Below are 25,779 nucleotides of genomic sequence, written 5' to 3'. Positions count from 1 at the left end.
CAACGATGAATATCGACTTCAAGCCCTACCCGTTCGTCGCCGAGCGCCATCCCGCGCATCTGCCGGCCTGCGACGACGGTATCGATACGCACCGGCATCGCGTAGCGATCGTCGGCGGCGGCCCCGTCGGCCTCGCCGTCGCGCTCGGCCTCGCGAACCATGGCATCCGCAGCGTGCTGATCGAGGCCGACGATGCGGTCTGCCATGGCAGCCGTGCGATCTGCATCTCGCGGCGCAGCCTCGAGATCATCGAGCGGCTCGGCGCGCTCGACGACTTCCTGCGCACGGGGTTGCCGTGGACCGGCGGACGCAGCTTCTACCGTCGCGACGAAGTGCTGCATTTCACGATGCCGCAGGACGAAAACCAGAAGCTGCCGCCGATGATCAATCTCGCGCAGTATCACATCGAGCAATTCCTGCTCGACGCCGCGCTGCGCCGCCCCGAACTCATCGAGATCCGCTGGCAGGCGAAAGTCACCGGCGTGACCCGGCAACCGGACGGTGTGCGCCTGGACGTCGACACATCGCTCGGCAGCTACGCACTCGACGCCGACTGGGTCGTCGCGTGCGACGGCGGTCGCAGCACGATGCGCGAAGCGCTCGGCCTGTCGCTGCAGGGCACGAGCTACGAGGGCCGCTACGTGATCGTCGACATCGCGCTCGACAGCGCCCGGCCGACCGAACGGCTCGCATACTTCGATCCGTCGTCGAACCCGGGCTCGACGGTACTCGTCCACAAGCAGCCCGACAACGTGTGGCGAATCGACTACCAGTTACGCGACGATGAGGATCCCGAAGCGGCCATCAAACCGGAGAACGTGATCCCCCGTGTGCAGAACCTGCTCGACATGATGGGCGAGCACGGCGACTGGTCGCCGATCTGGATCACGATCTACAAGGCGAATGCGCTGACGCTCGAACGCTATCGGCACGACCGCGTGCTGTTCTGCGGCGACGCCGCGCATCTCGTGCCGATCTTCGGCGTGCGCGGTGCGAATTCGGGCATCGACGATGCCGACAACCTTGCATGGAAACTCGCGTACGTGACTCGCGGGCTCGCATCGGACACGCTGCTCGACAACTACTCGGACGAACGCGTGTTCGCGACGCACGAGAACCTGCGCTACGGCACGAAGAGCACCGAGTTCATGGCGCCGCCGTCGTTTGCGTTCGAACTGATGCGCAAGGCCGTGCTGTCGCTCGCGGTCCGGCATCCGGCGCTGCGCTCGCTGATCAATCCGCGCCAGACGACGGCCATCGCGTATGCGACGTCGTCGCTCAACGCAGCCGAACGCGGCACGTTTTCAGCCGGCCCCGCGCCCGGCACGGTGCTCGCCGAATGTCCGCTGATGCGGTACACGGTCCACGGCAGCGACACGCGCCGCGGCCACCTGACCGATCTCGTCGCCCCGCGCTTCACCGCGCTCTGCTTCACGTCCGACGGCGTACCCGATCCGACGCTGGCCGATCTCGAACGACGCCTGCAGGCCAAGCGGATACCGTTCGCGCTCGTCACGCTCGCTCGGCATGCGGTGCCGCAGCAACCGGCCTGCGGCGGGCATGACGAAGGCGGCCGGCTGTTCGACATGTATGGCGCGCGTGAGGGCACCGTCTATCTCGTGCGCCCGGACGGCCATGTACTCGGGCGCTGGCACGACGCTCGCGCCGGCGACGTGGCCGCCGCGCTCGAACGCGCGCTCCATCCGCGCGCATCATGCGATCCTCAGGAGATCGCATGATGACGAATACCGAACGCGACACCCTCTACACCGACCTGTGCCGCGCGATGACGCAGATCGGCGAAGCCGATGCATCGCTCTTTCTCGCCCGCTTCGCACTGCTGTCGATCGAGGCGATCGGCGATGTCGCGACCGTGGCACGGCTGATCGCCGATGCAAGCGACGGATTGCCGGACGCGGGCAGGCAGGCATCGACGCACGAACGCCCATGCTGATGGCTGACCGGCTTCACCAGCGGCCATACATTACAACTTCATTTCACCATGCACCGTTCACGCACGGGCCTCGCCGTATGCAGACGAATTCCCTGGAAAATCCCGCTAAGGGTGCATAACATTACTTAACGATTCCGACCCGTCTATCGCGTTACATTGCGTGGGCGGCGCGGCAGGTCGCGTTGCCGCCTTCATTCAGCTTGCGGCAACGCTGCCGACGTCCGGTCATTCGACAACTCAAGGAGAGGACAACCATGGCTCATGGCTTGATTATGTGGCTCATCATCGGTGCGATCGCCGGCTGGCTCGCCGGCTTGCTCGTCAAGGGCGGCGGCTTCGGGCTGATCGTCGACATCATCGTCGGGATCGTCGGCGCGGTGATCGGCGGCTGGCTCGCCGGGATACTCGGCATCAGCGTCGGCAGCGGCTTCATCGGTTCGGTGATCGTCGCGGTCGTCGGCGCGGTGATCCTGCTGTTCGTGATCCGGCTATTCAAGCGAGCGGCCTGACGCTTCTCTTCACGCGCCTTCGGGCGCGTTTTCGCATCAGGCCGGCGCGCGGCACGCTCGCCGCGCGCCGCCGGCCCGTTCAGCACTTCGCGCGATGCAACCAGCCGTCGGGTATGTCGGCCGTCAGCAGTCCACTGCGCGCTTCGCGTGCATCATCGCGCCCGATCCATAGGGTGCGCGGCATTTCCCCTCCCCCTCCCGCATCGAGCGCCGCGCGCAAACGCTCGGGCATCGGCTGGCGACAGCAACGCGCACCACAGCGCACCGCCTGCCGCGAGCGATCTCACAGCGACCATTTCAGTTCTCCATAGAAAGTACGGCCCGGATACGGGTGGAACACGTAGTAGCGGCGGTCCGTCAGGTTGTCGATGCCGAGCGACGCGGTCCAGTGACGGTCGAAGCGGTAGCGCGCCTTCAGGTCGACGACCGTGAACGAGCTCGTGCCGCCGTAGACGTCCGGGTTCACGTCGCTGTTGTCGAGCGTGTTGAACTGACGGCCCGAGTAGCGCACACCGACGCTCGCGAGCCAGTGCTCGTCGAAGCGATACGACGCGAGCAGGTTCGCACGCATGCGCGGAATCCGCGGAAAGCGCGAGCCGACGTACGCGGGATTCGCGGCGTCGGCGAGGATCTGCGCGTTGCTCGCCGACACGTTCGCGTCGATCGCGAGCCCCTTCAAACCGACGTTCTCGCCGCTGAACGCGAGTTCGACGCCGCGCACGCGCACGCGATCGACGTTCGAGATGTTGGTCACCGTCGTCGCGCCCGACACCGTCGTCTGGCTGTAGATCGAATCGCGCAGGTCGCTCTGGAACACGCTGGCACGCACGACGCCGACACCCACGTCGCGTTCGGCCGTGAAATCCCAGTCGATCGCCTTTTCCGGCCGCAGGTTCGGGTTGTTGTTGACGATCGCGTTGTTCGAGATCGTGCCCTGGAACAGTTCGCCGACCGTCGGAAAACGCGTGCCGGTCGCGAACGACAGCCGGAAGCGCCAGACGTCGGTCGCATCCCATTGCAACGCAACCTTCGGCGACAGCGCATTCGCGCTGCGGTCCGCATAGCCGAGCGTGCCCGTTGCATTGCCGAGCGCACCGCCGTACGCCTCCCAGCGCTCGTAGCGCAGCCCCAGCGTCGCGAGCCAGCCCGGCGCGAAACGCCACGCGTCCTGCCCGAACAGCGCCTGCGTGCGCGTGTCGCCGCGATAGACGCTCGACAGCGACGTGGTCGGCCCCGCCAGCCAGTCGGCCGTGTTGTACGTGACGTTGCGCAGGAAGTAATTGTCGTAGTGATAGCCGAACGTGAACGTGTGGCCCTTCACTTCCGGCGCCTCGGCCTTCAGGTCGAGCGTGCGCCAGCCGGTGCCGTCGCCCTGGAACAGCGTGCCTGCGCCGCCCTGCACGGTCGACGCCGAGCGTTGCACGTCGCGCGACACGTCGTATGCGGATACGACGCCCGACAGGCGCCAGCCGGAATCGAGCCGGCCATTCAGGCCGAGCGCATATAGCCAGTTCTCCTGGTCGCCGCGCTGCGGCGCGAACGCGTTCGGCGCGACGGTCATGTTCCGGCCGCCGATCGACACGTTGCCGCCGTAGACTGGATTGCCGGCCGCATCGCGCAGGAAGGTTTCGCCGTGCTGCCGGTAATGGTTCTCCCAATGCCCGAGCGTGAGCGTTGCGTCGACGTGATCGGTGAACGCATAGCCCATCCGCACCGTCTCGTTGAGCTGCTCGGTCCGCTCGATCGTCTGCGCGCCGACGATCGTCCGCGGCTTGCCATTGGGCCCGATGTCGGTCGCGGCGCCCGTCACGGGCACGGCGGCGCCGAGCTTCGGGTTGTATGCCGAATTGGGGCTCGCATACTGCATCGGCTGACCGTTGTTCTCGAGCCGGTCGAGCGACAGCGCGAACCAGAACCGGCCGACCCGGTTAGCGATCCGCGCGGTCTGGTGATTGCCGCCGAAGCTGTCCGCGAATCCGTAGCCGTCGTGGTAGCGCTGCGTGAAGAACTGCGTCGACAGCGACGCCTCGAGCTTTTCCGGGCGGCGCGTCGTGAGCAGCACGGTCGAGCCGATCGAGTTGCCCGGATACAGCGCTGAAAAGGGGCCATAGAGCACGTCGACGCGCGCGATATCGTCCGGCGGAATCAGCGACCAGCGCGGCGGATACGCGTAGCTCGAGCCGAGCAGGTTCGACAGCAGCACGCCGTCGGCGTAGACGAGCCCGCGCGCGCTCTGCAGTTCGTTGAAGTCGCGGCCGGCGAACACGCTGTTGCGGTCGCCGATATAGCGCTTGCGGACCATCAGGTTCGGCGCGTACTTCAGCGCGTCCTCGGTGGTGACGTTGGTGTGCGACTCGATCTGCTCGCGCGTGATCGACGTGACGACGGTCGGGGTATCCGGATCGACCGGTTGCCGCTGCGCGGTCACGCTGACGGCGGTCAGCGTCTCGCCGGCCGCCGGCGCCGGCGGCGCGATTGCGACGGCCGAAGCGGGAGCGGCGGCATTGGCGGTACGCTCGACGCGACCGCGCGTGGTGGCGCTGCGTGAAGCGTCGGTCGAGGCCGCATGGGCGGCGGGCCACGCGAAAGCGGCCGCGCATGCGAGCGCGAGCCTGCCGCGCGACGGCCGCGCGGCGAAGAGAGAGGACATGAGTGAATTCCTGAAAACGTGATCGGACGCCGCCGGACACGAGTGCGCGCCGCGCACGAACGGCGCGGCACACGGCCCGGCCGCGGACGGCACGCGCGCCACCGGGGCGCGCGGACGACATCAATCAGATCGGAGCGTTTTCAGGCGGGGCGCGAGGCTGCGCGAGACGGATGCCCTTGCGGGGAAAATCGGGAATGGCGGGCGCGGCCGCGCGATAGGCGAACGTCCGCACGAAGCCCGGCAGTGCGGGCAGGCTCGACCCGAGCGCCACGTTCGCCGCAAAGCCGGGGCAGTACACGCAGTGTGGCACGCCGGCATGGTCGAACGACGACGTACCGTGATCGCCGCCCGCCTGCGCGAGCGCGACCTGGCGGGCGCCCGCTGCACTGCACAACTCGAGCGTGAGCTCGCCGGAGCCGCTCGATGCAAGACGCGCATAGCCGATGACAGGCGACAGTACGTTCAGTAACAGCGCCAGCCATACGAGGCCGATCCATCGCGTCGTTCGCTTCATCACGGTCCAAAAAAAGTGCGCGCAAGTATAACAAGCGGCCCGCTTCTTGCCGATTCCACACGACGCAATAGTCGGCATCGCAGCGCGCGCCAGAGCGCATGTGCCGTTAATACAACAGAGACAAAATCTAACGATTCGCCACTGGCATAAATCCAAGCACGAGGTTGATAATCATCGAACCTGCTGGAGAAATGACCATGGACGAAAGACCAACCCGCATGCCACCGCCGGAGCAAGTGATGAGCCCGGATCCGGAACCCGTCGGCGTGGAATTCCTCGCCGAATTGCCTGACCATGTGCGGGCATTCTTCGACGAGCAGCACAAGCTGTACTCGCCGAAGTGAACGCCTGTCCGGTTCTGTAACCGCCACGTGCCGATCCTCGCTATCGTGCGGTTCATCACTGCGCATCGCGCGCAATTCGCCTCGCACCCGGGCCGCAACAGCCTGACGGTGCCGGATCAGCTCGCCTGCTGATTCTCCGGTCGCTGCGCTACGCCGCGCGACTGTCTTCGTCTATCCTTCTGGTTTTCCACTTCCGGCCCGCCCGGCTCTCCCGATCGTTCCGATGAAGCAAGCCATTCGTGCCAGCCTCGCTGTCGCCGCGCTCGGCGTCGCCCTCTTTTTGTCCCCGCGCGTCGCCAATGCAGACGGTGACGACACCGCCCTCACCAATATCGTCGCGCTCGCGTCGCAGCGCCTCGCGCTCGCCGAACCGGTCGCTCGATGGAAATGGGCGAATCACAAGGCAATCGAGGACCGACCGCGCGAAGCGGAACTGCTCGTGTCAGTCGAGAAGCGCGCGGCACAGGCCGGCGTCGATCCCGCGTTCGCACGGACGTTCTTCGAGGATCAGATCGCCGCGAGCAAGGATGTGCAGAATGCGCTGTTCGCGACCTGGCGCACGACGCGGCCGCCGGAAGGCACGCCGCCCGATCTCGCGACCAGCACGCGCCCGGCGCTTGACCGGCTGACGCAGAAAATGCTCGCGGGGCTCGCGCAGGTTGCACCGCTGCGGGATGCGCCTGATTGCCAGGCGCGGCTCGCGCGCAGCATCGCCAACTGGAAGACGCTCACGCGCTACGACGCCACGCAAACGCAGGCACTCGACACCGCGCTGTCGCACGTCTGCTCGGCCGGCGGCGCAAGCGCGATCGGCTGACGGCAGCGGGCGCAGGGCGCGCGAGCTCGCGCTGATTAACCCGCCAGCCCCGCAGGCGTAAGCGCGGCGAGCGGAATCAGCTGCAGGCCGCGGGCGAGATGCGTCTGCAGCAGACGGTGGGTAAAGGGCTCGAACGCACCGTCCGTCCCGTCGGCCGCGAGTTGCGCGGCCGCGTCGAGCGACTCCGCCGCGCCGAGATAGCGCCAGCCGTCGATCACATGAAACAGGCTGCGCTCGCCGCTCGCCTCGAATGCGACCGCACCTTCGAACGGCCAGGGCGCAGCGCCGGCACGGGCATCGGCCGCGAGGCGCCGGTTGTATGACGGCCGCAGCCGGGCAATCCATTGCGCTTCGGCCAGCATCGCCCCCAACTCGTTGCCGGTCTCGCGCCATTCGATCCGCCGCACCTGCTGCGCCAATCGCATTTCCTTCGACGAACGGCGCTCGCCCGTCAGCAGCGCACGCAGCCGCTGCCGCACACGCACGCTGCGGCCGACATACAGCGGCACATCCTCCTCCCCGAACAGTGCGTACGCACCGCAGCCGGGCGGCGCGGTATCGAGCCAGGCTTCGGTCAGGTCGCCGCTCAGACGGAAGTGGCGCGTCGTGCGCGCGATCTGGTCACGCAGCCGCTCGAGCGGCACGATATCGTGCAACAGGCGCCAGAACTGCCACAGCAGGTCAGCATCCGCCAGCGCCCGGTGGCGGGCAGCCGGCACGAGGCCGTGGCGCTCGATCAACGCGTCGAGGCCGTGCCGCGACTCACGCGGGAACAGCGCTTTCGACAGCCGCACCGTACACAGCACATCGGGATTGAACGCGAAGCCGGCCCGCTCGAATTCGGCCCGCAGGAAGCCGCGGTCGAAGCTCGCGTTGTGCGCGACGAAAAGCTTGCCGTCGAGCCGCTCGAACAAACCCGGCGCCAGCGACGCAAATGACGGCGCCTCGCGCACCATCTCGTCCGAAATGCCTGTCAGTTGCTGGATGAACGGCGGAATCGGCTGCCCCGGATTGACGAGCGTCGTCCACGTCGACACGCCGAACGGGCCGATTTCGACCACGCCGATTTCGGTGATGCGGTGTTCGGCGGGCGAGCCGCCAGTGGTTTCAAGGTCGACGAAAACGAGCGGCTGTTCGCTGGCTGGATCGGACGGACGGGGGGAATCAGACATGAAAAGACTGGAAAACGATGCTTCCGTGAGTATGCACCGGCATACGGGTTCGCGGCCAGCCCGAACCGGAATGTTCCGCCCCCGTAAAACAAAAAGCCCCCGCAATGCGGGGGCCGGACGTGATCGGCAATGCGTGGCGCGTCAGACCGCCTGGATATTCGCTGCCTGCTTGCCTTTCGGCCCGACTTTCACGTCGAACGAAACACGCTGGTTTTCCTTCAGCGTCTTGAAGCCGTCCATCTTGATTTCGGAAAAGTGTGCAAACAAATCCTCACCGCCATTGTCCGACGTAATAAAGCCGAAACCTTTAGCATCGTTAAACCATTTCACGATACCGGTATCCATGTCTTCGTTCCCCACTCGATTAGATCCAAAAAAGCTATTTTTATAGCCGTTTCCCGAAATCCCGAAACATTGCGCCAGCACCCACACCAGCACGCCGCCCGAGGACGGAGTGCTGACTTTATAAATTGGACAATCCGGGTGCGTCAAGGAAATTTTTGACGATCGTTTTATCAAAAAAGAGCTAATACCACTGGAATCGGTACACCGACGCCTTTGATTAATTGATTCGCAACAAAAACCTGTCAATATTACCGGGATCAGAACATTAATAATCGCGGCCGTGAAATTCCTACCGGAGACAAATCGGTTCGGTAAATTCCTCGGGTTTTTTCCGGGTTGCGGAAATCCGGGGACATTGCGATGCTCACTTAACGTCGGAAGGAAGGAGAAGGTCATGTGGCTGGACGGAATCAAGCGCTTCGCGAGCCGGCTCGGACGCGTACACCGCAAGTCCCGCGCCCTGGCCGAGTCCGCGTCCTCGCGCGAAGCGCCGTGCGACACCGAATTCGATACGACCTGGCATGGCGATCACTGGCAGAACCTGCTCTCGTCGCCTCTCGATGCCCGTCACTATGTGATGGAAGACTGGACATACACGCCGCCGCCCAACGAAGCCAAGGAGGCCGCACCCGCGGCCAAGCGCAAGCGGCGTTCGTTCGCGCAATAGCGCGCGGACCAACGGGCAAAAAAAAAGCGCGACTGGGAAGTCGCGCCGACAAAGGTTTGGAGATCTTTTCCGTCAACGAAAAAGTCTGCTTCGGAAAGCAGAGATCGCAGTATAGCGAGAGAACAACCTTTCATTAGCCATGCTCCACACAAACCTCTATTGCCGATGTGTCAATAATCGGATGACGACGATCCCCGCCTCCTGCTGACCATCTGTCGCGATCGCGCAACGCCCGTTACGTAGTCCTGATCGCCATTTTTCTTCGCTGCACCGCCGCAAATCCTTGATGGTCAATCGTTTGCGCCATATCGCCGATCTTTGCGGATTCCAAAATATATTATTGCTTAAAGCGCATCCTTCCCCCGCTCCACGCACTCCGTACACTGCAGATGGCTTTTTGATAAGCGCACCGCCGCTCTGCCGGACCGGCCGCAACGTCAAGCACAACATGCCAGTCCGCAGCAGGTTCGATCGACATCATCCTGTTTGGAGACAGATCCATGAAAAAAACCCTGATCGTCACCGCGTTGTCGGGTGTATTCGTTACGGCAGCTCACGCCCAAAGCAGCGTGACGCTCTATGGCCTGATCGATGCAGGCATCACCTATACGAACAACCAGGGTGGCCACAGCTCATGGTCGGAACGCAGCGGCCAGATCAACGGCAGCCGCTGGGGCCTGCGCGGCACGGAAGATCTCGGTGGCGGCCTGAAAGCAATCTTCGTGTTGGAAAACGGCTTCAACATCGCCAATGGCACGCTCGGCCAGAATGGCCGCGAATTCGGCCGCCAGGCGTTCGTCGGCCTGTCTCATGACCAGTTCGGCGCCGTCACCCTCGGTCGCCAATACGATAGCGTCGTCGACTACATCGGGCCGCTGTCGTTGACCGGTACGCAATTCGGCGGCACCCAGTTTGCCCACCCGTTCGACAACGACAACCTGAACAATTCGTTCCGGATCAATAACGCTGTCAAGTACACGAGCGTCAATTACGGCGGACTGAAGTTCGGCGCGTTGTACGGCTTCTCGAACAGCAGCCAGTTCTCGAACAATCGCGCGTATAGCGCAGGCGTGTCGTACACCTACGCCGGCTTCAATATCGGCGCCGGCTACCTGCAGTTGAACAATGACATCTCGGGCCTCACGTCGGCGGCGGTCACCAACGGCGGCGGCGCGGTGGCAGGCGACAATACGTTCGTCGGCAAGCGTCAGCGCGTGTTCGGCGGCGGCCTGAACTACACGTTCGGTCCGGCAACGGCCGGCTTCGTGTTCACGCAATCGCGCGTGAACCGGGCGCTCGGTATCTCCGCGGGTGCGTCGGGCGTGTCGAACGGGCTGGGTCTCGACGGCACGTTTGCCCGCTTCAACAACTACGAAGTGAACGCGCGCTACGCGCTCACGCCGGCCTTGTCGCTGGCCGGGTCGTACACGTACACCGCCGGCTTCCTGGACGGCCGCCACCCGGGCTGGAACCAGTTCAACCTGCAGACCGACTATGCCCTGTCCAAGCGGACCGACGTGTATGTGCAAGGCGTGTATCAGCGCGTCAGCACGGACGGCCTGGGCATCGGCGCCTATGTCAATGGCCTCGGTGGTGCTTCATCGACCAACAAGCAGATCGCGGTCACGGCCGGCCTGCGCCATCGCTTCTGAGCGCCCGGCAGTTCCGCCGCGCGCCGGATGACGAAGCGCCCCATCGGGGCGCTTTTTCTTTGCCGGGTTGCGCCGTGCGCCGCTCAGGCGTTGCCCGGCGCCGGGTAACGGACGTCGAGCACGTCGATCGGCTGCGGGCCGGCCGGCGTCATCAACATGACGGTATCGCCGATCTTCGCCTTGATCAGTGCGCGCGCGACCGGCGAAATCCAGCTGACACAGCCGCGATCGAGATCGACCTCGTCGATCCCGACGATCGTGATCGTGTGATCCTCGCCGTCCGGTGTCTCGTAATCGACCGTTGCGCCGAAAAACACCTGGTCGACATTCTCCTGCCGGCTCGCATCGACGACTTCGGCCAGATCGAGCCGCTTCGTCAGGAAGCGGATGCGGCGATCGATCTCGCGAAGCCGCCGCTTGCCGTAGATGTAGTCGCCATTCTCCGACCGGTCACCATTCGACGCGGCCCAGGACACGAGCCGCACGACCTCGGGACGCTCGACGTCGATCAGGTTCAGCAATTCGTCCCTCAGCCGCTTGTGGCCGGCGGGCGTGATGTAGTTCTTCGAGCCCGCTGGAATCGCTGGCTGGGCCTGGTCCAGATCGTCGTCGTCGCCGTCCGACTCTTTGACAAACGCCTTGTTCATGATGCAGATTCAACATGGATGACTGATGCTCCAAGGGTACACGAAGGGCGCCCCGGTCAGGCCATGCACCTAATTTGCGAATAAGGCTTCCCTTTTTATACAACCCTGCTATAATTTCGCTTCTGCGTGCGGCTGTAGCTCAGTTGGATAGAGTACTTGGCTACGAACCAAGGGGTCGTGGGTTCGAATCCTGCCAGCCGCGCCACTTTTTTCGAGGGCCTTCTGAACCGAAGGCCCTTTCAGTTCGAAGCAGTAGAAGTTTTGTTTTGCGTGCGGCTGTAGCTCAGTTGGATAGAGTACTTGGCTACGAACCAAGGGGTCGTGGGTTCGAATCCTGCCAGCCGCGCCACTTTTTTGGGGACCTTCCCATCGCAGAAGGTTCCGACAGTTGAGAAGTACCGTTTTGCGTGCGGCTGTAGCTCAGTTGGATAGAGTACTTGGCTACGAACCAAGGGGTCGTGGGTTCGAATCCTGCCAGCCGCGCCACCTTAAAAGGGCTTTCCTCCGGGAAAGCCCTTTTTCTTTTCCGCCTCCCCCTCCTTCCCTTGCTCGACGCACGGCAACGTACGGTCGCGTCACGCCCCTTGTCGGAAGAACGCCGGCCACGACACCGCACGCGCTCGCCACCAAACAGCACAAATGAAAACGGCGGCCATTGGCCGCCGTCGATCGCTCGCGCACACGGGCCGCGTCAGTAATCCTGACGCTCGCGTTCGATGCGCATGCCGCCGTCGTGGCGCGCATGCGCACCGTCGTCGGTCGAACGCTCGCGCATGATCCGCATCACGTCCGGATTGGTTCGCACGCGTCGCATCACGTTCGCGAGATGCACGCGGTCGCTGACCTGGATCACGAAGCGCAGCACCGTCGACTCGTGCGTCAGATCCTCGTCCATCGCGATATGCACGATGTTCGCGTCGGCCGACGTGATGTCCGCCGCCACGCGCGCAAAGATGCCCTTCGTGTTCTTCACGAGCGCCTTCACCGCGACATCGAACAGGCGGCCCGGCTGCGGCGCCCATTCGACGTCGATCCAGCGGCCCGGATCGCGGCGATGGATACGCTGCGCCACGCGGCAATCGGTCGTATGAATCGCCATCCCCAGGCCGATGCCGATGTAACCCATGATCGCGTCGCCCGGAATCGGCCGGCAGCATGCGGACAACTGCACGGACATCCCTTCGGTGCCGGTGATCACGACCGGCGGCGCGTGGTGCGCGGAATGCCGCTCGGACTTCGGCAGATCGTCGTCCGCATCGCGGCCGCTCATCAGCACCTCGATGCGCTTGGCCATCACCGCGGCCACGCGGCGGCCAAGGCCGATGTCCGCGAAGATTTCCTGACGGCTCTTGTTGCCCGTCCACTGCACGAGCTTCTCCCACACTTCCGGCTCGACATCGGCCAGCGCGAGACCGTAGCCCTTCAGGCTCTGGTCGACCAGTCGCTCGCCCAGCTGCACCGATTCGTTCAGGCGCATCGTCTTCAGGTAGTGCCGGATCGCCGAGCGCGCCTTGCCGGTACGCACGAAGCCGAGCCACGCAGGGTTCGGCTTCGAATACGGCGCCGTGATCACCTCGACGATGTCGCCGCTCTTCAGCTCGGTGCGCAGCGGCAGCAACTCGTTGTTGATCTTCACGGCCACGCACTGGTTGCCGAGATCGCTGTGGATCGAATACGCGAAATCGAGTGCCGTCGCGCCGCGCGGCAGCGCCATGATCTTCGACTTCGGCGTGAACACGTAGACCGCATCCGGGAACAGGTCGATCTTCACGTGCTCGAGGAATTCGCTCGAATCGCCGGCTTCGCTCTGGATGTCGAGCAGCGACTTCAGCCACTGGTGCGCGCGCTTCTGCACGTCGCTGAGATCCGCGCTGCCGTTCTTGTACAGCCAGTGCGCGGCGACCCCCGCCTCGGCGATCTCGTGCATCTTGCGCGTGCGCACCTGGAACTCGATCGGCGCGCCGAACGGGCCGACCAGCGTGGTGTGCAGCGACTGATAGCCGTTGATCTTCGGGATCGCGATGTAGTCCTTGAACTTGCCGGGTACGGGCTTGTACAGCGCGTGCAGCGCGCCGATGCACGTGTAGCAGTCGAGCGGGCTGTCGACGACGACGCGAAAGCCGTACACGTCGAGCACCTGCGAGAACGACAGCTGCTTGTCGCGCATCTTGCGGTACACGCTGTAGATGGTCTTTTCGCGGCCGGTGATCTCGGCGTCGATCTTCGCATCGGCCATCGCGCGCTGCGCGGCTTCGAGGATCTTGCTGATCACTTCGCGGCGGTTGCCGCGCGCGGCCTTCACGGCCTTCTCGAGCGTCGCGTAGCGATGCGGGTTGAAGTTCGCGAAGCTCATGTCCTGCAGCTCGCGATACGTGTTGTTCAACCCGAGGCGGTGCGCGATCGGCGCGTAGATGTCGAGCGTTTCCCGCGCGACGCGGCGGCGCTTTTCCATCGGCACCGCGCCGAGCGTGCGCATGTTGTGCAGGCGGTCGGCGAGCTTGACGAGAATGACGCGCACGTCGCGTGCCATCGCGAGCAGCATCTTGCGGAAGTTTTCCGCCTGCGCTTCCTCGCGGCTGCGGAATTCCATCTTGTCGAGCTTCGACAGCCCATCGACCAGTTCGGCGACCTTCGGGCCGAACCGTTCGGCCAGCTCGCTCTTGGTCACGCCCTGGTCTTCCATCACGTCATGCAGCAGCGCGGCCATGACAGCCTGCGCGTCGAGCTTCCAGCCGGCGCAGATTTCCGCGACGGCGACGGGATGGGTGATGTAGGGTTCGCCGCTCTGGCGATATTGACCGAGGTGGGCTTCGTCACTGAAGTGGAACGCCGCCTTGACCTCTTTGATTTCTTCCGGAGGAAGATACTCGGCAAGCACGGCCGTCAGTTTCGCGATCGAAACGACGCCGTGCTTGCGGGGCTGCTCCGGTGTGGCGGTCGGCCCGAACAGATGCCGGAAGGACTGTTCGAGGACCGCGTCGATGTACTGGCGCGCAGGCGACTGGGCCGTGGCTTCGGTGGTCGAATCCGCGGAGGCGGACGATGGGGTGGTGCTCATATTCGCCTCCAGGTCGAGTCGTTGCGCGCGTGGATTACATGGCTGGAACGGGCCGGATGCGCGTTACACCGGCACCTTCTTCAGCATCTCGACGCCGACCTGGCCGGCAGCGATTTCGCGCAGCGCGACGACGGTCGGCTTGTCGCGGCTTTCGATCTTCGGCGTATGGCCTTGCGCGAGCTGCCGCGCGCGATAGGTGGCGGCGAGCGCCAGTTCGAAGCGGTTCGGGATTTGCTTCAGGCAGTCTTCGACGGTAATGCGAGCCATGTTGGTAATTCCTTCTGAATATAGTCCTTATTCTACCTTATGTCCCTCGTCCCCCGCGTCATTCCGCGTGGGGCAGATGGATGCCGAGCTCGATGAACAGCTCCGTGTGTCGCGCGTACTGCGAAGCAAAGCGCAGGCGCGTGGCCGCGACGATGCATTCGAGCTCCGCGAGCGCACGCTCGAAGTTCTCGTTGATCACCACGTATTCCGCTTCGGACGCGTGCGCGATCTCGCTGCCGGCGGCCAGCAGGCGGCGCGTGATCACGTTCGGCTCGTCCTGGCCGCGCTTCTTCAGGCGCTCCTCGAGCGCGTCGAGCGACGGCGGCAGGATGAAGATGCCGACCGCGTTGCGGAACTGCTTCTTCACCTGCAGCGCGCCTTGCCAGTCGATCTCGAGCAGCACGTCGTGGCCGTTCCTCATCTGCTCTTCGATCCAGACGCGCGACGTGCCGTAGTAGTTGCCGTGCACTTCCGCGCTCTCGAGGAATTCGTGCGCCGCGTGACGCGCGCGGAAATCCTCGACCGTCGTGAAGTGATAGTGCTGGCCGTCCTGCTCGCCCGGGCGCGGCTTGCGTGTCGTGTACGAGATCGACAGGCAGATGTCGCTGTCCTTCGACAGCAGCGCATTCACGAGCGTCGACTTGCCGGCGCCCGACGGCGCGACGACCATGAACAGGTTGCCGGGATAGACGCCGCCGTGCAGCGAATGCGACGCGTGCGCGTCGCGGGTAGATTCCGTCATGTTGCTTTACTCCAGGTTTTGCACTTGCTCGCGCATCTGCTCGATCAACAGCTTGAGCGCCATCGACGCGTCGGCGAGTTCCTTCGCCGCCGCCTTCGAGCCGAGCGTGTTCGCTTCGCGATTCAGTTCCTGCATCATGAAGTCGAGACGCTTGCCGACGCGGCCGCCCTTCTCGATCACATGGCGCGTTTCGTTCAGGTGCGCGGTGAGCCGCGACAGCTCTTCCGCGATGTCGATCCGGATCCCGTACATCGTCACTTCCTGACGAATGCGCTCCGCGGCTTCCTCGCGCGTGACGATCGTCGAGCTGCCTTCGGGCGCCGCGATGCCGAGCGCCTCCTGCAGCCGTTCGACGATCTTCTGCTGATGCTTCGCGATCAGCTCCGGCACGAGCGGCGTGATGCGCGCGACGATCGCTTCCATCTCGGTGACGTTCGACAGCAGCATCGTCGCCAGTTGCGCGCCTTCGCGCGAACGCACGACGACGAGCTCGCCGATCGCTTCCTTGCCGCACGCGAGCACCGCCTCGCGAATCGCGTCAGCCGACACGCCGCTCTCGGCGATCACGCCGGGCCAGCGCAGGATCTCGCCCGCGCGCAGGCGGCCAACGCCCGGGAACGAGTCGAGCACCGAGCGCTCGAGCTCGGCAAGCTGGCCGAGCGCGGACTGGTTCAGCGCGCCCGCGCCGATACTCTGCTCGCCGCGCTGCAGGTTGATGCGGATGTCGACCTTGCCGCGCGACAGCTTGTTCATCAGCATTTCGCGCAGCGCGGGTTCGCACGCGCGCACGTCGTCCGGCATCCGGAAATTCAGGTCGAGAAAGCGCGAGTTCACGGTGCGCAGTTCGACCGACACGCTGGTGCCGCCGTTACCGGTGGCCGTCGCGAGTTCGCGCGTCGCGCTCGCGTAGCCCGTCATGCTGTAGATCATGGTTCGTCTCGCCGTCTGGGTGCCCTCGCGGGCGGGGATATGTCGAGGCGCCCGGCGCATCGGAAAGCGCGGGGCGGGAAGCGCGCATTATCCCATTTTTGCGGACCACCCCGCCGGGCACGCCCGCCGTTCGGCGCTAAAATCGGGGTTTCCTCTCGTTCCGCGATTCCCACATGACGTCCTCCGTTTCCCGCCCGAGCGGCCGCCGCGCCGACGAACTGCGCAAGGTCGCCCTGACCCGCCACTACACGAAACATGCCGAAGGCTCGGTGCTGGTCGAGTTCGGCGACACCAAGGTGCTCTGCACCGCGAGCGTGTCCGAACGCGTGCCCGACTTCCTGCGCGACCGCGGGCAAGGCTGGCTGACCGCCGAATACGGGATGCTGCCGCGCGCGACGCATACGCGCAGCGACCGCGAAGCCGCCCGCGGCAAGCAGACCGGCCGCACGCAGGAAATTCAGCGCCTGATCGGCCGCGCACTGCGCGCGGTGTTCGACCTCGAAGCGCTCGGCCCGCGCACGATCCACATCGACTGCGACGTGATCCAGGCCGACGGCGGCACGCGCACGGCGAGCATCACCGGCGCGTTCGTCGCCGCGCACGACGCCGTGTCGAAGCTGATCGCGGCCGGCAAGCTCACCCGCTCGCCGATCACCGACCACGTCGCCGCGATCTCGGTCGGCGTGTACCAGGGCGCGCCCGTGCTCGACCTCGATTACGCGGAAGATTCGCAGTGCGACACCGACATGAACGTCGTGATGACGGGCGCCGGCGGTTTCGTCGAAGTCCAGGGCACGGCCGAAGGCGTGCCGTTCTCGCGCGCCGAGATGAACGCGCTGCTCGACCTCGCGCAAGGCGGGATCGCCGAACTCGTGCAGCTTCAGAAAGACGTGCTGGGCGCCTGACATGCCGGACGACCACACCACCGCGCCGCTGTCGCGCATCGTTCTCGCGTCGAACAACGCGGGCAAGCTGCGCGAATTCACCGCGCTGTTCTCGACGGTCGGCATCGAGATCGTCCCGCAGGGCGACCTTGCCGTGCCGGAAGCGGAGGAACCGTTCGGCACCTTCATCGAGAATGCGCTGACGAAGGCACGCCACGCGTCGCGGCTCACCGGGCTGCCGGCGATCGCTGACGATTCGGGCCTGTGCGTGCGCGTGCTGCGCGGCGCGCCGGGCGTCTATTCGGCACGCTACGCGCAGCGCGCGGGCCGTGACAAGGGCGACGCGGCGAACAACGCGTATCTCGTCGAGCAGCTGCGCGGCGTCGACGACCGGCGCGCATACTACTGCTGCGTGCTCGCGCTCGTGCGCCATGCGGACGACCCCGAGCCGCTGTTCGCCGAAGGACGCTGGGCGGGCGAGATCGTCGACACGCCGCGCGGCGAGCACGGATTCGGCTACGACCCGTATTTCTACCTGCCGTCGCTCGGCGCGACGGCCGCCGAACTCGAGCCGGCCGTGAAGAACACGCACAGCCATCGCGCGCTGGCGCTGAAGGCGCTGCTGGCGCGGCTCGCGGAGGAAGCATGAGCACGCCCGATACCCGTTCGCCAGCGGAGGTCGCATGAGCCAGGCCGCGCAAACCGGCGCGCGCGTCGTCGCGACCTTCACGTCGCCCGGCCAGGTGCGGCTCACGTCGCTGCCGCCGCTCGCGCTGTACGTGCATTTCCCGTGGTGCGTGCGCAAGTGCCCGTACTGCGATTTCAATTCGCACGAGTGGAAGGGCGAACGGTTTCCGGAAACCGAGTATCTCGACGCGCTGCGCGCCGATCTCGAGCAGGCGCTGCCGCTCGTATGGGGCCGCCAGGTGCATACGATATTCATCGGCGGCGGCACGCCGAGCCTGCTGTCGGCGGCCGGCCTCGACCGGATGCTGTCCGACGTGCGTGCGCTGCTGCCGCTCGACGCCGATGCCGAGATCACGCTCGAGGCAAATCCGGGCACGTTCGAGGCCGCGAAGTTCGCGCAGTTCCGCGCAAGCGGCGTGAATCGCCTGTCGGTCGGGATCCAGAGCTTCAACGAGACGCACCTGAAGGCGCTAGGCCGGATTCACGATACCTCGCAGGCACGCGCCGCGGTCGAGATCGCCGCGAAGAACTTCGACAACTTCAACCTCGACCTGATGTTCGCGCTGCCGAACCAGACGCTCGACGAATGCCGCACCGACATCGAGACCGCGCTGTCGTACGCGCCGCCGCATCTGTCGCTGTATCACCTGACGCTCGAGCCGAATACGCTGTTCGCGAAGTTCCCGCCGGTCGTGCCCGACGACGACGCGTCGGCGGACATGCAGGAATGGATTCACGCGCGCACGGCCGAGGCCGGTTACGGGCGCTACGAAGTGTCCGCGTATGCGAAGCCGAATCATCAGTGCAAGCACAACCTGAACTACTGGCGCTTCGGCGACTATCTCGGGATCGGTGCGGGCGCACACACGAAGCTGTCGTTCCCGAACCGGATCCTGCGGCAGGCACGCTACAAGCATCCGGCGACCTTCATCGAGCAGGCGATGGCGGGCACGGCCGTGCAGGAAGAGCGTGAAGTCGGCGCGCGCGACCTGCCGTTCGAGTTCATGCTGAACACGCTGCGGCTCGTCGAGGGCTTCCCCGTGCACAGCTTCGCCGAACGCACGGGCCTGCCGATGAGCACGATCGAGCCGGCGCTGCAGGAAGCGGAACGGCGCGGGCTGATCGCGCGCGATTTCGCGCAGATCGCGCCGACGCCGCTGGGCCAGCGTTTCCTCAACGACCTGCAGGAATTGTTCCTGCGCGACGATTGAAGGGATGAACCACGCGGCATTTCGGTTACAATGCCGCCTCGTGTGGAAGCGTGGCCGAGCGGTTTAAGGCACCGGTCTTGAAAACCGGCGACGGGAAACTGTCCGTGAGTTCGAATCTCACCGCTTCCGCCAGGAAGTTCGCCAAACCCCGTCCATTCACCGAATGACGGGGTTTTTTGTTGGTCCGCACACGCCCTTCCCTCACGTTCCGACGTGTCACGCCGGATGCCGTTACAATCCGGCGCTCCGATTCGCGAAACGGGAAACCCACGTCATGAAGCCCTTCATCGTCTCGTCGCTCGCCGCACTGCTGGTTGCCGTCAGCACGCCGGCGACGGCCGACACCGCCGCCGGCAGCGACGCGCAAGCGTCGTGCGCGATCGCCTACGTGACGGGCGTCGGCGGTTCGCCGCGCGGCCTGAGCGAATACCTCGCAAGCCCGTCGCCCTACAATTACGTGAAGGACAACGACCTCCAGTGCAAGGTGGGCGACGATGGACGCACGTCGAACTGCACCGGCGTGACCTACCTCAGGAACGAACAGGTCAGCGTGTACGACGATTCCGATCCGGCGACGCTGACCGTCGTGGCGCGCGTGGAGCTCGATCACGGCCAGAAATACCCGGTGATCATCGTCGTGCAGCGCAAGGACGCGCGCTGCAAGCAATGATGCAGCGCCGCGCGCGAGCCCGTCCGCCGAAACGGCACGGGCGTTCGCGCCGGCCCTCGCGCGGCCCCTGAGCTGCGGGCACCGGCAGCGGCCCGCCATCGCATCGCAGCGCGCCGGAAGCCACCCTCCCGGCCGGCCGCTCGATCACCTAGAATTCGATCATCACGGCGACACGACCGCCGCCGCGTACTCGATGCCGCGCGCGCCACCCCTGCGTGCGGTACACGGAGATCGCCATGACCGAACTGTCGACACCGGCGGAACACGTCGATTACGAAGGCTTCGAGATCCATGTCGTGCCGGCCGTCGTGCCCGGCAGCGACACGCGCTACACCTATACCGGTTACGTGTGCCATCCGGGCGCGAATCCCGCATTGCCCGGCCACGCGGTGCCCTTCCATGCGGACGGCGAGGAAAGCTTCGCGAGCCTCGATGAAGCCGTCCACGAAGCCGTGCACATCGGCAAGAGCATCATCGACGGCACGCACCCCGACCTGTCGATCCTGTCACTCGTCACGCACGGCTTCTGAACCGGGCCGCACGCATCGCCGAAGATGGCGCGGGCGCGCCCGTGGTGCTGCCTGCCGCGATCCGCTGCACACGCGCCGGCTCCTCGCCACGCGCCTGCGTGCCACTCGCGTTCCTCGCGTTTCTTTCAACCTTGCAACACGCACGCCGAGATGCACACGTGCGGCAGCCACGCGAGCGTGCTGTCATATGTCACGTCACACCGCGCTGCGCGAGCGCACGCCGTCTCGTCATCAGCGATCGCAACATCCGGCATCGCCCCTTATGCGTTTCTCCCGATATCGGCCCGCGTCCGTGCGCCTATCATTTTTTTATAGTCACTTCCGGCTAGCCTCCCATGCGCCCTCTTCCCCGTTTGCATGTCGACCGGCTGCGTGCAGTTGCGCTGGCCGTCGTCGCCATGCTCGCGGCGTGCACGATCACGCCGCCTCCGTCGCTGCACTCGATCCTGACGGTTCCGTCGATCACCCGCAGCGGCAGCCTCGACCAGTACCGCGTCGAAGTCGCGCAGCGTGTCGCCGAACGCAATCCGTCCGGCATGCTGCACGGCATACCACAGGCCATGCTCCGCTCGCTCGTCGTCGTGGCCTTCACCGTCGATGGCAGCGGCCGGCTCGTCAACGCGTCCGTCTATCGCAGCAACGGCGACAGCGAAGCGGAAGCACTCGCGCTCGCGTCGCTGCGCCGCTCGGCGCCGCTGCCACCGCCACCGTCGCGACTGCTCGACGGCAACGGCCGGCTCGAATTGATGGAAGGCTGGCTCTTCAACGACGACGGCCACTTCCAGTTGCAAAGCACCGCGTCGGCGCAGGCGCAATCGATCGACTGACCGGTCGCCGCCCCGCGATTGCCGGTGCGCGGCGGCGCTGGCTATAATTTTCCGCAATCGCGCGGCCATCACGCCGCGCGCGCGTTCGCGCGCCGCACCCGGCATGCGAGCCGACCACGCCGGCACCGGGCGGCGGCGACGTACCTGTCTCCATCGTCGACCGGCGGGTGACGTCCGCGCCACGGCGCGCGTCCACGCCGCCACCGCATCATCCGCTCGGCTGCCCCCGGCAGGCATCCGCCTGCCCGACCGCATGCTCAGCCGACCGCCCCAACGACAAAACGGAGACATCCATGTCCGCATCCCCCCCGACCGTTGCACACGCAACCGGTTCGGCCGGCGCCGTCAGCCACCGGCGCATCGTGTTCGCCAGCTTCATCGGCACCGCGATCGAGTTCTACGATTTCTACGTATACGCAACGGCCGCCGCGCTCGTCATCGGCCCCGTGTTCTTCCCGCACGGGTCCGCGACCGCCCAGGCGCTGTCCGCCTTCGTCACGTTCGGCATCGCGTTCATCGCTCGCCCGATCGGCTCGTTCCTGTTCGGGCACTTCGGCGACCGCATCGGCCGCAAGTCGACGCTCGTCGCATCGCTGCTCGTGATGGGCGTATCCACCACCGCCATCGGCTTCGTGCCCGGCTACGACGCGATCGGCGCGCTCGCGCCGGTGCTGCTGTGCGTGCTGCGCTTCGGCCAGGGGATCGGCCTTGGCGGCGAATGGGGCGGCGCCGCGCTGCTCGCGACCGAGCACGCGCCGCAGGGCAAGCGCGGCTGGTTCGGGATGTTCCCGCAGCTCGGGCCATCGGTTGGCTTCCTGATGTCGAACGGACTGTTCTTCGCGCTCGCGCTGTCGCTGTCGGACGAGCAGTTCCGCAGCTGGGGCTGGCGCATCCCGTTCCTGGTCAGTGCGGTGCTCGTCGCGCTCGGCCTGTACGTGCGGCTCAAGATCACCGAAACACCCGCATTCCAGGCCGCGCTCGATCGCAACGAGCGCGTGCGCGTGCCGGTCGCGACGCTGCTCACGCAACACTGGCGGCCGACGCTGCTCGGTGCGCTCGCCATGGTCGTCTGCTACACGCTGTTCTACATCTCGACGGTGTTCTCGCTGTCCTACGGCGTGTCGGCGCTGCATATTCCGCGCCAGAGTTTCCTCGGCCTGCTGTGTTTCGCGGTCGTGTTCATGGGACTCGCGACGCCGCTGTCCGCGTGGGCATCGGACCGCTTCGGCCGCAAGCCGGTGCTCGTCGTGGGCGCGATCGCCGCACTGCTGTCGGGTTTTGCGATGGAGCCGCTGCTTGGCAGCGGCTCCATGCCGCTCGTCGCGTTGTTCCTGACGATCGAGCTGTTCCTGATGGGCGTGACGTTCGCGCCGATGGGCGCGCTGCTGCCGGAGCTGTTCCCGACCAACGTCCGCTACACGGGCGCGGGCGTCGCGTACAACCTCGGCGGGATCCTCGGCGCGTCGATCGCGCCGTATATCGCGCAACTGCTGGCGGCGCGCGGCGGGCTGTCGTGGGTCGGCGGTTATGTATCGGTTGCGGCGGCAATCAGCCTGATCGGCGTGCTGCTGATGCGCGAGACGCGCGACGCATCGCTCGTCTGAGACTCCGGGGCGACCCGGGTTGTGCGCAGGCCGGCGCTGCCTATACTCGATCCTGGGTGCGCCGCTGCGCGCCCCCGGGATCCCGCCCCGAAGGAGCCGCCGCCATGCACATCCGCCTCGGCAATGCCGATCTCGTCCTGATCCTCGCACTCGCGCTGGGTGGCGCGATCCTGCTCGCGATGCGCTTCCGGCCGCAGACCTGGCGCGGCCTCGTGTTCGAGGCGCTGCTGGCGAATCTGGCGGCCGTCGCCGCCGTCCTCACGGTCGAGGCGCTGCTCGCCTGAACCACCGCGCCCCACCTCGTCAGGCGGTCAGCCGCGCGCGCAGCGCGCCATAGGCCGGGCTGACCGTATCGATCGCGTCCAGCGCCTCGTCGACCGACGGCATCGTGCCCGGCTCGCCGATCGACAGCGCATTCGGCGCGCCGCCGATGCCGCAATGATGGCGCGACGTCGCGACGAAAATCATCACGGTCGGCCGCTGCAGCGCGTGCGCCATATGTACGAACCCCGTATCGACCCCCACCACGAGCGCAGCCCGGCCGAGCGCCGCGCCGAGCTCGCGCACCGTCATCGCGGGCAGCACGACCGTACCCGGCGCGCGTGCGGCGATGTCCTGCGCATCGTCATGCTCGGCAGCCGATCCCCACGGCAACAGCACGCGTACGCCACGCGCCATCATCTGCGTGGCGAGCGCGGCCCAGTGGTCGGCCGGCCATTTCTTGTCGGGGTTGGACGTCGCATGGAACAGCAGCATGAATGGGGCGCCATCGGTCACGGCAGCCGGCAGGTTCACGTCCCGGGGCGGAACGATGCCGTACGTGGCGATACCTTCAGGCACATAGCCGAGCGCCTCGCCGGCGCTCACGCGCATCCCGTGCCACGCGTCGCAGTCCGGCCGCGGGCCGAAACGATGCGAATACGCGAAGCGTGCGCCCGTTTCGCCGAGATCCTGCGTCTGGTAGCCGACGCGGCGCGCGGCGCGCGCGAGCGCCGAAATGATCGCGCTCTTGTAGACGCCGTGCAGATCGATCACCGCATCGTAGCGATGCGCCCGCAGCGCGCCGATCGACGCCGTGATCGCCTTCAGGTCGCCACGATTGCGCATCTTCTTGAAACGGCGCAGCGGCGCGCACAGGACACGGCTGACGCCCGGATGCCAGCGCACGACCTCCGCGCACGATTCATCCACTGCCCAGTCGACCGTTACGCCGGGAAAGGCGCGATGCAGATCCGCGACGACGGGTAGCGTCTGGACAACGTCGCCGAGCGACGTCACTTTCACGATGAGAATACGTTTCACGATGTGTGGAGATAAGCCAGTCAATTTGGCATGCTCACGATGGTTACATGCGCAGACATTACGTGAAATTACTTTTGCAACAAAATGCATCTCCTTTCAGGAACATTCTCGCTCCCCGCCCGCATCCGGTTCTTTTTATAATTCGATCTTTGCCTCCCGGCCCGCGCCGATGCCACGCCCCGCTCTTCCCGCCCTGTTTCCCGCCCTCACCCGTCGTTCGCTGAGGATCTGGCGCCAGTATGGCGTTTTCTGGCTCGGTGCGATCGTCGTCGGCCTCGCGGCCGTACTTTACGCGCGTCTGATCGACTGGGGTTACGAAACCTTCCGCACGATGCGCGATCACGCCGCGTGGCTGCCGCTGCTGCTGACGCCGGCCATCGCCGCGCTGTCGGTATGGATCACGCGGCGCTTCTTCCGCGGCGCCGAGGGCAGCGGCATCCCGCAGGTGATCGCGACGCTGCATGCGCGCCCGAGCGCGTTCGGCTCCCGGCTGCTGACGCTGCGCATCCTGTTCGGCAAGGTGCTGGTGTCGTTCCTCGGCATTCTGGGCGGCTTCACGATCGGCCGCGAAGGGCCGACCGTACAGGTCGGCGCGGCGCTGATGTTCAACCTGCGACGCTTCTACCCGCGCTCGAACGCGCAGATCGAACGCCAACTGGTGCTCGCCGGCGCGGCGGCCGGGCTGTCGGCCGCGTTCAATACGCCGCTCGCCGGGATCGTGTTCGCGATCGAGGAGCTGACGCGCAGCTTCTCCGCGCGCGCGAGCGGCGTGCTGATCACCGCGATCATCCTCGCCGGCGTCGTCGCGCTCGGCCTGAACGGCAACTACACGTACTTCGGCACGATCGATGCCGGCCCCCATTTCCCGAAACTGCTCGCGCTCGCCGTGCTGGTCACCGCGATCGTCACGGGGATCGCAGGCGGCGTGTTCTGCTGGCTGCTGCTCAACACGGGACGCTGGCTGCCCGCGCAGTTGCTGGGCCTGTATCGCGAGCGGCCGATAACGTTCGCCGCACTGTGCGGCTTCGCAATCGCCGTCGTCGGCCTCGTATCGGGCGGCACGACCTTCGGCAGCGGCTATGCCGAGGCGCGCGGCCTGCTCGACGGCAGCCAGCACCTGTCGGTTTTCTATCCGTTCCTGAAGATGATTTCGATGGTGGCGTCGTACCTGCCGGGCATCCCGGGCGGGATCTTCGCGCCGTCGCTGTCAATCGGCGCCGGGTTCGGCAACCTGTTGCATATCGTGTTCAGCAACATGAGCCTGCCGATGCTGATCGCGCTCGCGATGGTCGGCTACATGGCGGCCGTCACGCAGTCGCCGATCACGTCGTTCGTGATCGTGATGGAGATGATCAACGGTCACGCGCTCGTGATTTCGCTGATGGCCACCGCGCTGGTGTCGAGCCGCGTGTCGCGCTTCTTCGCGCCGCCGCTCTACGAGACGCTCGCGCTGCGCTATCTCGCGCCGCCCGTCACAGCCGCCGAACCGGCTGCGGCGAGCGCGACGGCGGCAACCGGCATCACCGAGCCGCAGGATGCGGCCGCGGCGCCCGCCGATCCGCTCGACACGCTGCGCGACGAAGGCGGCAAGGGCGACGAAGCGCCCCCCGCCACCGCGCCGGCCGAGGACGCAGCCCATGCACCGGCGCTGCACGACGACGAGCCGGCCGCAGCCGGGACGCACGCCCCGGCACAGCCCGGCCCGCGCGACGCTCAATAGATCACGACGGGCGCCGGCCGGTAGTACACGGGCCGCGCCGGCACGACGATGCACCCGGCCAGCGTGATCGCGACGA

The 25,779-nt window shown here is 65.9% G+C and carries 26 protein-coding genes, 4 tRNA genes and 1 pseudogene; 20 read left to right on the top strand and 11 right to left on the bottom strand.

All coding sequences use genetic code 11. The annotated features are described in order from the left end of the window. Window positions 1-5 precede the first annotated feature (5 nt). From LGM56_RS11300 to LGM56_RS11290, 3 genes are all read left to right on the top strand, one after another. Entirely contained in the window at window positions 6-1,739 is a 1,734-nt protein-coding gene (locus tag LGM56_RS11300) for an FAD-dependent oxidoreductase (RefSeq protein WP_226204596.1), read from the top strand. Then, window positions 1,736-1,954 (top strand): hypothetical protein, encoded by a 219-nt coding sequence (locus LGM56_RS11295; RefSeq protein ID WP_089494297.1) that lies wholly within the window; start codon window positions 1,736-1,738, stop codon window positions 1,952-1,954. Before LGM56_RS11300 ends, LGM56_RS11295 begins: the two co-directional genes overlap by 4 nt. A gap of 254 nt (window positions 1,955-2,208) precedes the next feature. Next, the gene (locus LGM56_RS11290) at window positions 2,209-2,463 is read left to right on the top strand and encodes a GlsB/YeaQ/YmgE family stress response membrane protein (protein ID WP_089439467.1); all 255 of its coding nucleotides are present in this window, start codon (window positions 2,209-2,211) and stop codon (window positions 2,461-2,463) included. A gap of 79 nt (window positions 2,464-2,542) precedes the next feature. On the opposite strand, the pseudogene LGM56_RS11285 reads toward LGM56_RS11290, so the two are convergent. The 3 genes and pseudogenes from LGM56_RS11285 to LGM56_RS11275 form a co-directional block, all read right to left on the bottom strand. Continuing rightward, window positions 2,543-2,701: pseudogene (locus LGM56_RS11285) on the bottom strand (TlpA family protein disulfide reductase); the annotation flags it as partial. A gap of 45 nt (window positions 2,702-2,746) precedes the next feature. Continuing rightward, complete coding sequence (locus LGM56_RS11280; protein ID WP_226204594.1) at window positions 2,747-5,113, bottom strand: TonB-dependent receptor; 2,367 nt, start codon at window positions 5,111-5,113, stop codon at window positions 2,747-2,749. Window positions 5,114-5,237: 124 nt separating this feature from the next. After that, entirely contained in the window at window positions 5,238-5,627 is a 390-nt protein-coding gene (locus tag LGM56_RS11275; RefSeq protein WP_226204592.1) for a DUF2946 domain-containing protein, read from the bottom strand. Window positions 5,628-5,824: 197 nt separating this feature from the next. Here LGM56_RS11275 and LGM56_RS11270 point away from each other — a divergent pair, with 197 nt between their 5' ends. After that, on the top strand, window positions 5,825-5,971 hold the full coding sequence (locus LGM56_RS11270) for a hypothetical protein (RefSeq protein WP_006756195.1): 147 nt from the start codon (window positions 5,825-5,827) through the stop codon (window positions 5,969-5,971). A gap of 223 nt (window positions 5,972-6,194) precedes the next feature. Further along, on the top strand, window positions 6,195-6,788 hold the full coding sequence (locus LGM56_RS11265; protein WP_226204590.1) for a chorismate mutase: 594 nt from the start codon (window positions 6,195-6,197) through the stop codon (window positions 6,786-6,788). A 35-nt stretch (window positions 6,789-6,823) separates the two neighbouring features. On the opposite strand, the gene LGM56_RS11260 is transcribed toward LGM56_RS11265, so the two are convergent. Then, the gene (locus tag LGM56_RS11260) at window positions 6,824-7,960 is read right to left on the bottom strand and encodes an exonuclease domain-containing protein (protein ID WP_089494293.1); all 1,137 of its coding nucleotides are present in this window, start codon (window positions 7,958-7,960) and stop codon (window positions 6,824-6,826) included. 141 nt (window positions 7,961-8,101) lie between these two features. Further along, window positions 8,102-8,305: a cold-shock protein gene (locus LGM56_RS11255; protein WP_011351289.1), complete on the bottom strand. Its 204-nt coding sequence runs from the start codon at window positions 8,303-8,305 to the stop codon at window positions 8,102-8,104. A gap of 394 nt (window positions 8,306-8,699) precedes the next feature. Between LGM56_RS11255 and LGM56_RS11250 the strand changes: the two genes are divergently transcribed. Beyond that, complete coding sequence (locus tag LGM56_RS11250) at window positions 8,700-8,972, top strand: hypothetical protein (protein ID WP_089494292.1); 273 nt, start codon at window positions 8,700-8,702, stop codon at window positions 8,970-8,972. A 500-nt stretch (window positions 8,973-9,472) separates the two neighbouring features. Further along, the gene (locus LGM56_RS11245; protein ID WP_089494291.1) at window positions 9,473-10,624 is read left to right on the top strand and encodes a porin; all 1,152 of its coding nucleotides are present in this window, start codon (window positions 9,473-9,475) and stop codon (window positions 10,622-10,624) included. A gap of 83 nt (window positions 10,625-10,707) precedes the next feature. Here LGM56_RS11245 and greB read toward each other — a convergent pair whose 3' ends face one another. Beyond that, window positions 10,708-11,271, bottom strand: coding sequence for a transcription elongation factor GreB (gene greB / locus LGM56_RS11240; protein ID WP_089439460.1), 564 nt, complete (start codon window positions 11,269-11,271; stop codon window positions 10,708-10,710). A 128-nt stretch (window positions 11,272-11,399) separates the two neighbouring features. On the opposite strand from greB, the gene LGM56_RS11235 reads away from it, so the two are divergent. The 3 genes from LGM56_RS11235 to LGM56_RS11225 all read left to right on the top strand — a co-directional run bounded on the left by LGM56_RS11235 (window position 11,400) and on the right by LGM56_RS11225 (window position 11,757). Beyond that, window positions 11,400-11,476: transfer RNA gene (locus LGM56_RS11235), tRNA-Arg, on the top strand. A 67-nt stretch (window positions 11,477-11,543) separates the two neighbouring features. Then, window positions 11,544-11,620: transfer RNA gene (locus tag LGM56_RS11230), tRNA-Arg, on the top strand. A 60-nt stretch (window positions 11,621-11,680) separates the two neighbouring features. Further along, a tRNA-Arg gene (locus tag LGM56_RS11225) sits at window positions 11,681-11,757 on the top strand. Window positions 11,758-11,962: 205 nt separating this feature from the next. Here LGM56_RS11225 and LGM56_RS11220 read toward each other — a convergent pair. The 4 genes from LGM56_RS11220 to LGM56_RS11205 all read right to left on the bottom strand — a co-directional run bounded on the left by LGM56_RS11220 (window position 11,963) and on the right by LGM56_RS11205 (window position 16,268). After that, the gene (locus tag LGM56_RS11220) at window positions 11,963-14,329 is read right to left on the bottom strand and encodes a RelA/SpoT family protein (RefSeq protein ID WP_089494290.1); all 2,367 of its coding nucleotides are present in this window, start codon (window positions 14,327-14,329) and stop codon (window positions 11,963-11,965) included. Window positions 14,330-14,392: 63 nt separating this feature from the next. Next, window positions 14,393-14,596 (bottom strand): DNA-directed RNA polymerase subunit omega, encoded by a 204-nt coding sequence (gene rpoZ, locus LGM56_RS11215; protein WP_006025620.1) that lies wholly within the window; start codon window positions 14,594-14,596, stop codon window positions 14,393-14,395. Between the two features lie 58 nt (window positions 14,597-14,654). Beyond that, window positions 14,655-15,338, bottom strand: coding sequence for a guanylate kinase (gene gmk / locus LGM56_RS11210; protein ID WP_089494289.1), 684 nt, complete (start codon window positions 15,336-15,338; stop codon window positions 14,655-14,657). Between the two features lie 6 nt (window positions 15,339-15,344). Further along, window positions 15,345-16,268 carry a YicC/YloC family endoribonuclease gene (locus LGM56_RS11205; RefSeq protein ID WP_011351283.1) on the bottom strand — a complete coding sequence of 308 codons (924 nt, stop codon included), beginning with the start codon at window positions 16,266-16,268 and terminating at the stop codon, window positions 15,345-15,347. Between the two features lie 173 nt (window positions 16,269-16,441). On the opposite strand from LGM56_RS11205, the gene rph reads away from it, so the two are divergent. The 9 genes from rph (at window position 16,442) to LGM56_RS11160 (ending at window position 22,965) form a co-directional block, all read left to right on the top strand. After that, complete coding sequence (rph, locus tag LGM56_RS11200; protein ID WP_089472331.1) at window positions 16,442-17,173, top strand: ribonuclease PH; 732 nt, start codon at window positions 16,442-16,444, stop codon at window positions 17,171-17,173. A gap of 1 nt (window position 17,174) precedes the next feature. Then, window positions 17,175-17,801, top strand: a complete 627-nt coding sequence (gene rdgB / locus LGM56_RS11195; protein WP_039343391.1) for an RdgB/HAM1 family non-canonical purine NTP pyrophosphatase — start codon at window positions 17,175-17,177, stop codon at window positions 17,799-17,801. 34 nt (window positions 17,802-17,835) lie between these two features. Continuing rightward, the gene (hemW, locus tag LGM56_RS11190; RefSeq protein WP_226204588.1) at window positions 17,836-19,050 is read left to right on the top strand and encodes a radical SAM family heme chaperone HemW; all 1,215 of its coding nucleotides are present in this window, start codon (window positions 17,836-17,838) and stop codon (window positions 19,048-19,050) included. A gap of 44 nt (window positions 19,051-19,094) precedes the next feature. Continuing rightward, a tRNA-Ser gene (locus LGM56_RS11185) sits at window positions 19,095-19,182 on the top strand. A 142-nt stretch (window positions 19,183-19,324) separates the two neighbouring features. Further along, entirely contained in the window at window positions 19,325-19,720 is a 396-nt protein-coding gene (locus tag LGM56_RS11180; protein ID WP_226204586.1) for a hypothetical protein, read from the top strand. Window positions 19,721-19,956: 236 nt separating this feature from the next. Then, window positions 19,957-20,250: a hypothetical protein gene (locus LGM56_RS11175; RefSeq protein WP_089494286.1), complete on the top strand. Its 294-nt coding sequence runs from the start codon at window positions 19,957-19,959 to the stop codon at window positions 20,248-20,250. Between the two features lie 335 nt (window positions 20,251-20,585). After that, window positions 20,586-21,077 carry an energy transducer TonB gene (locus tag LGM56_RS11170; protein ID WP_089494285.1) on the top strand — a complete coding sequence of 164 codons (492 nt, stop codon included), beginning with the start codon at window positions 20,586-20,588 and terminating at the stop codon, window positions 21,075-21,077. A gap of 293 nt (window positions 21,078-21,370) precedes the next feature. Further along, complete coding sequence (locus tag LGM56_RS11165) at window positions 21,371-22,681, top strand: MFS transporter (RefSeq protein WP_089494284.1); 1,311 nt, start codon at window positions 21,371-21,373, stop codon at window positions 22,679-22,681. Window positions 22,682-22,785: 104 nt separating this feature from the next. Beyond that, window positions 22,786-22,965: a hypothetical protein gene (locus LGM56_RS11160; RefSeq protein ID WP_089494283.1), complete on the top strand. Its 180-nt coding sequence runs from the start codon at window positions 22,786-22,788 to the stop codon at window positions 22,963-22,965. A gap of 19 nt (window positions 22,966-22,984) precedes the next feature. On the opposite strand, the gene waaC is transcribed toward LGM56_RS11160, so the two are convergent. After that, on the bottom strand, window positions 22,985-23,983 hold the full coding sequence (gene waaC, locus LGM56_RS11155; RefSeq protein ID WP_226204584.1) for a lipopolysaccharide heptosyltransferase I: 999 nt from the start codon (window positions 23,981-23,983) through the stop codon (window positions 22,985-22,987). A 169-nt stretch (window positions 23,984-24,152) separates the two neighbouring features. Between waaC and LGM56_RS11150 the strand changes: the two genes are divergently transcribed. Then, window positions 24,153-25,703, top strand: coding sequence for a chloride channel protein (locus tag LGM56_RS11150; RefSeq protein ID WP_226204582.1), 1,551 nt, complete (start codon window positions 24,153-24,155; stop codon window positions 25,701-25,703). The last annotated feature ends 76 nt before the right edge of the window (window positions 25,704-25,779 follow it).

This window comes from Burkholderia sp. AU38729 (genome assembly GCF_020419725.1).
Lineage (GTDB): Bacteria > Pseudomonadota > Gammaproteobacteria > Burkholderiales > Burkholderiaceae > Burkholderia.
This window is presented reverse-complemented; position numbering and strand designations above follow the sequence as displayed.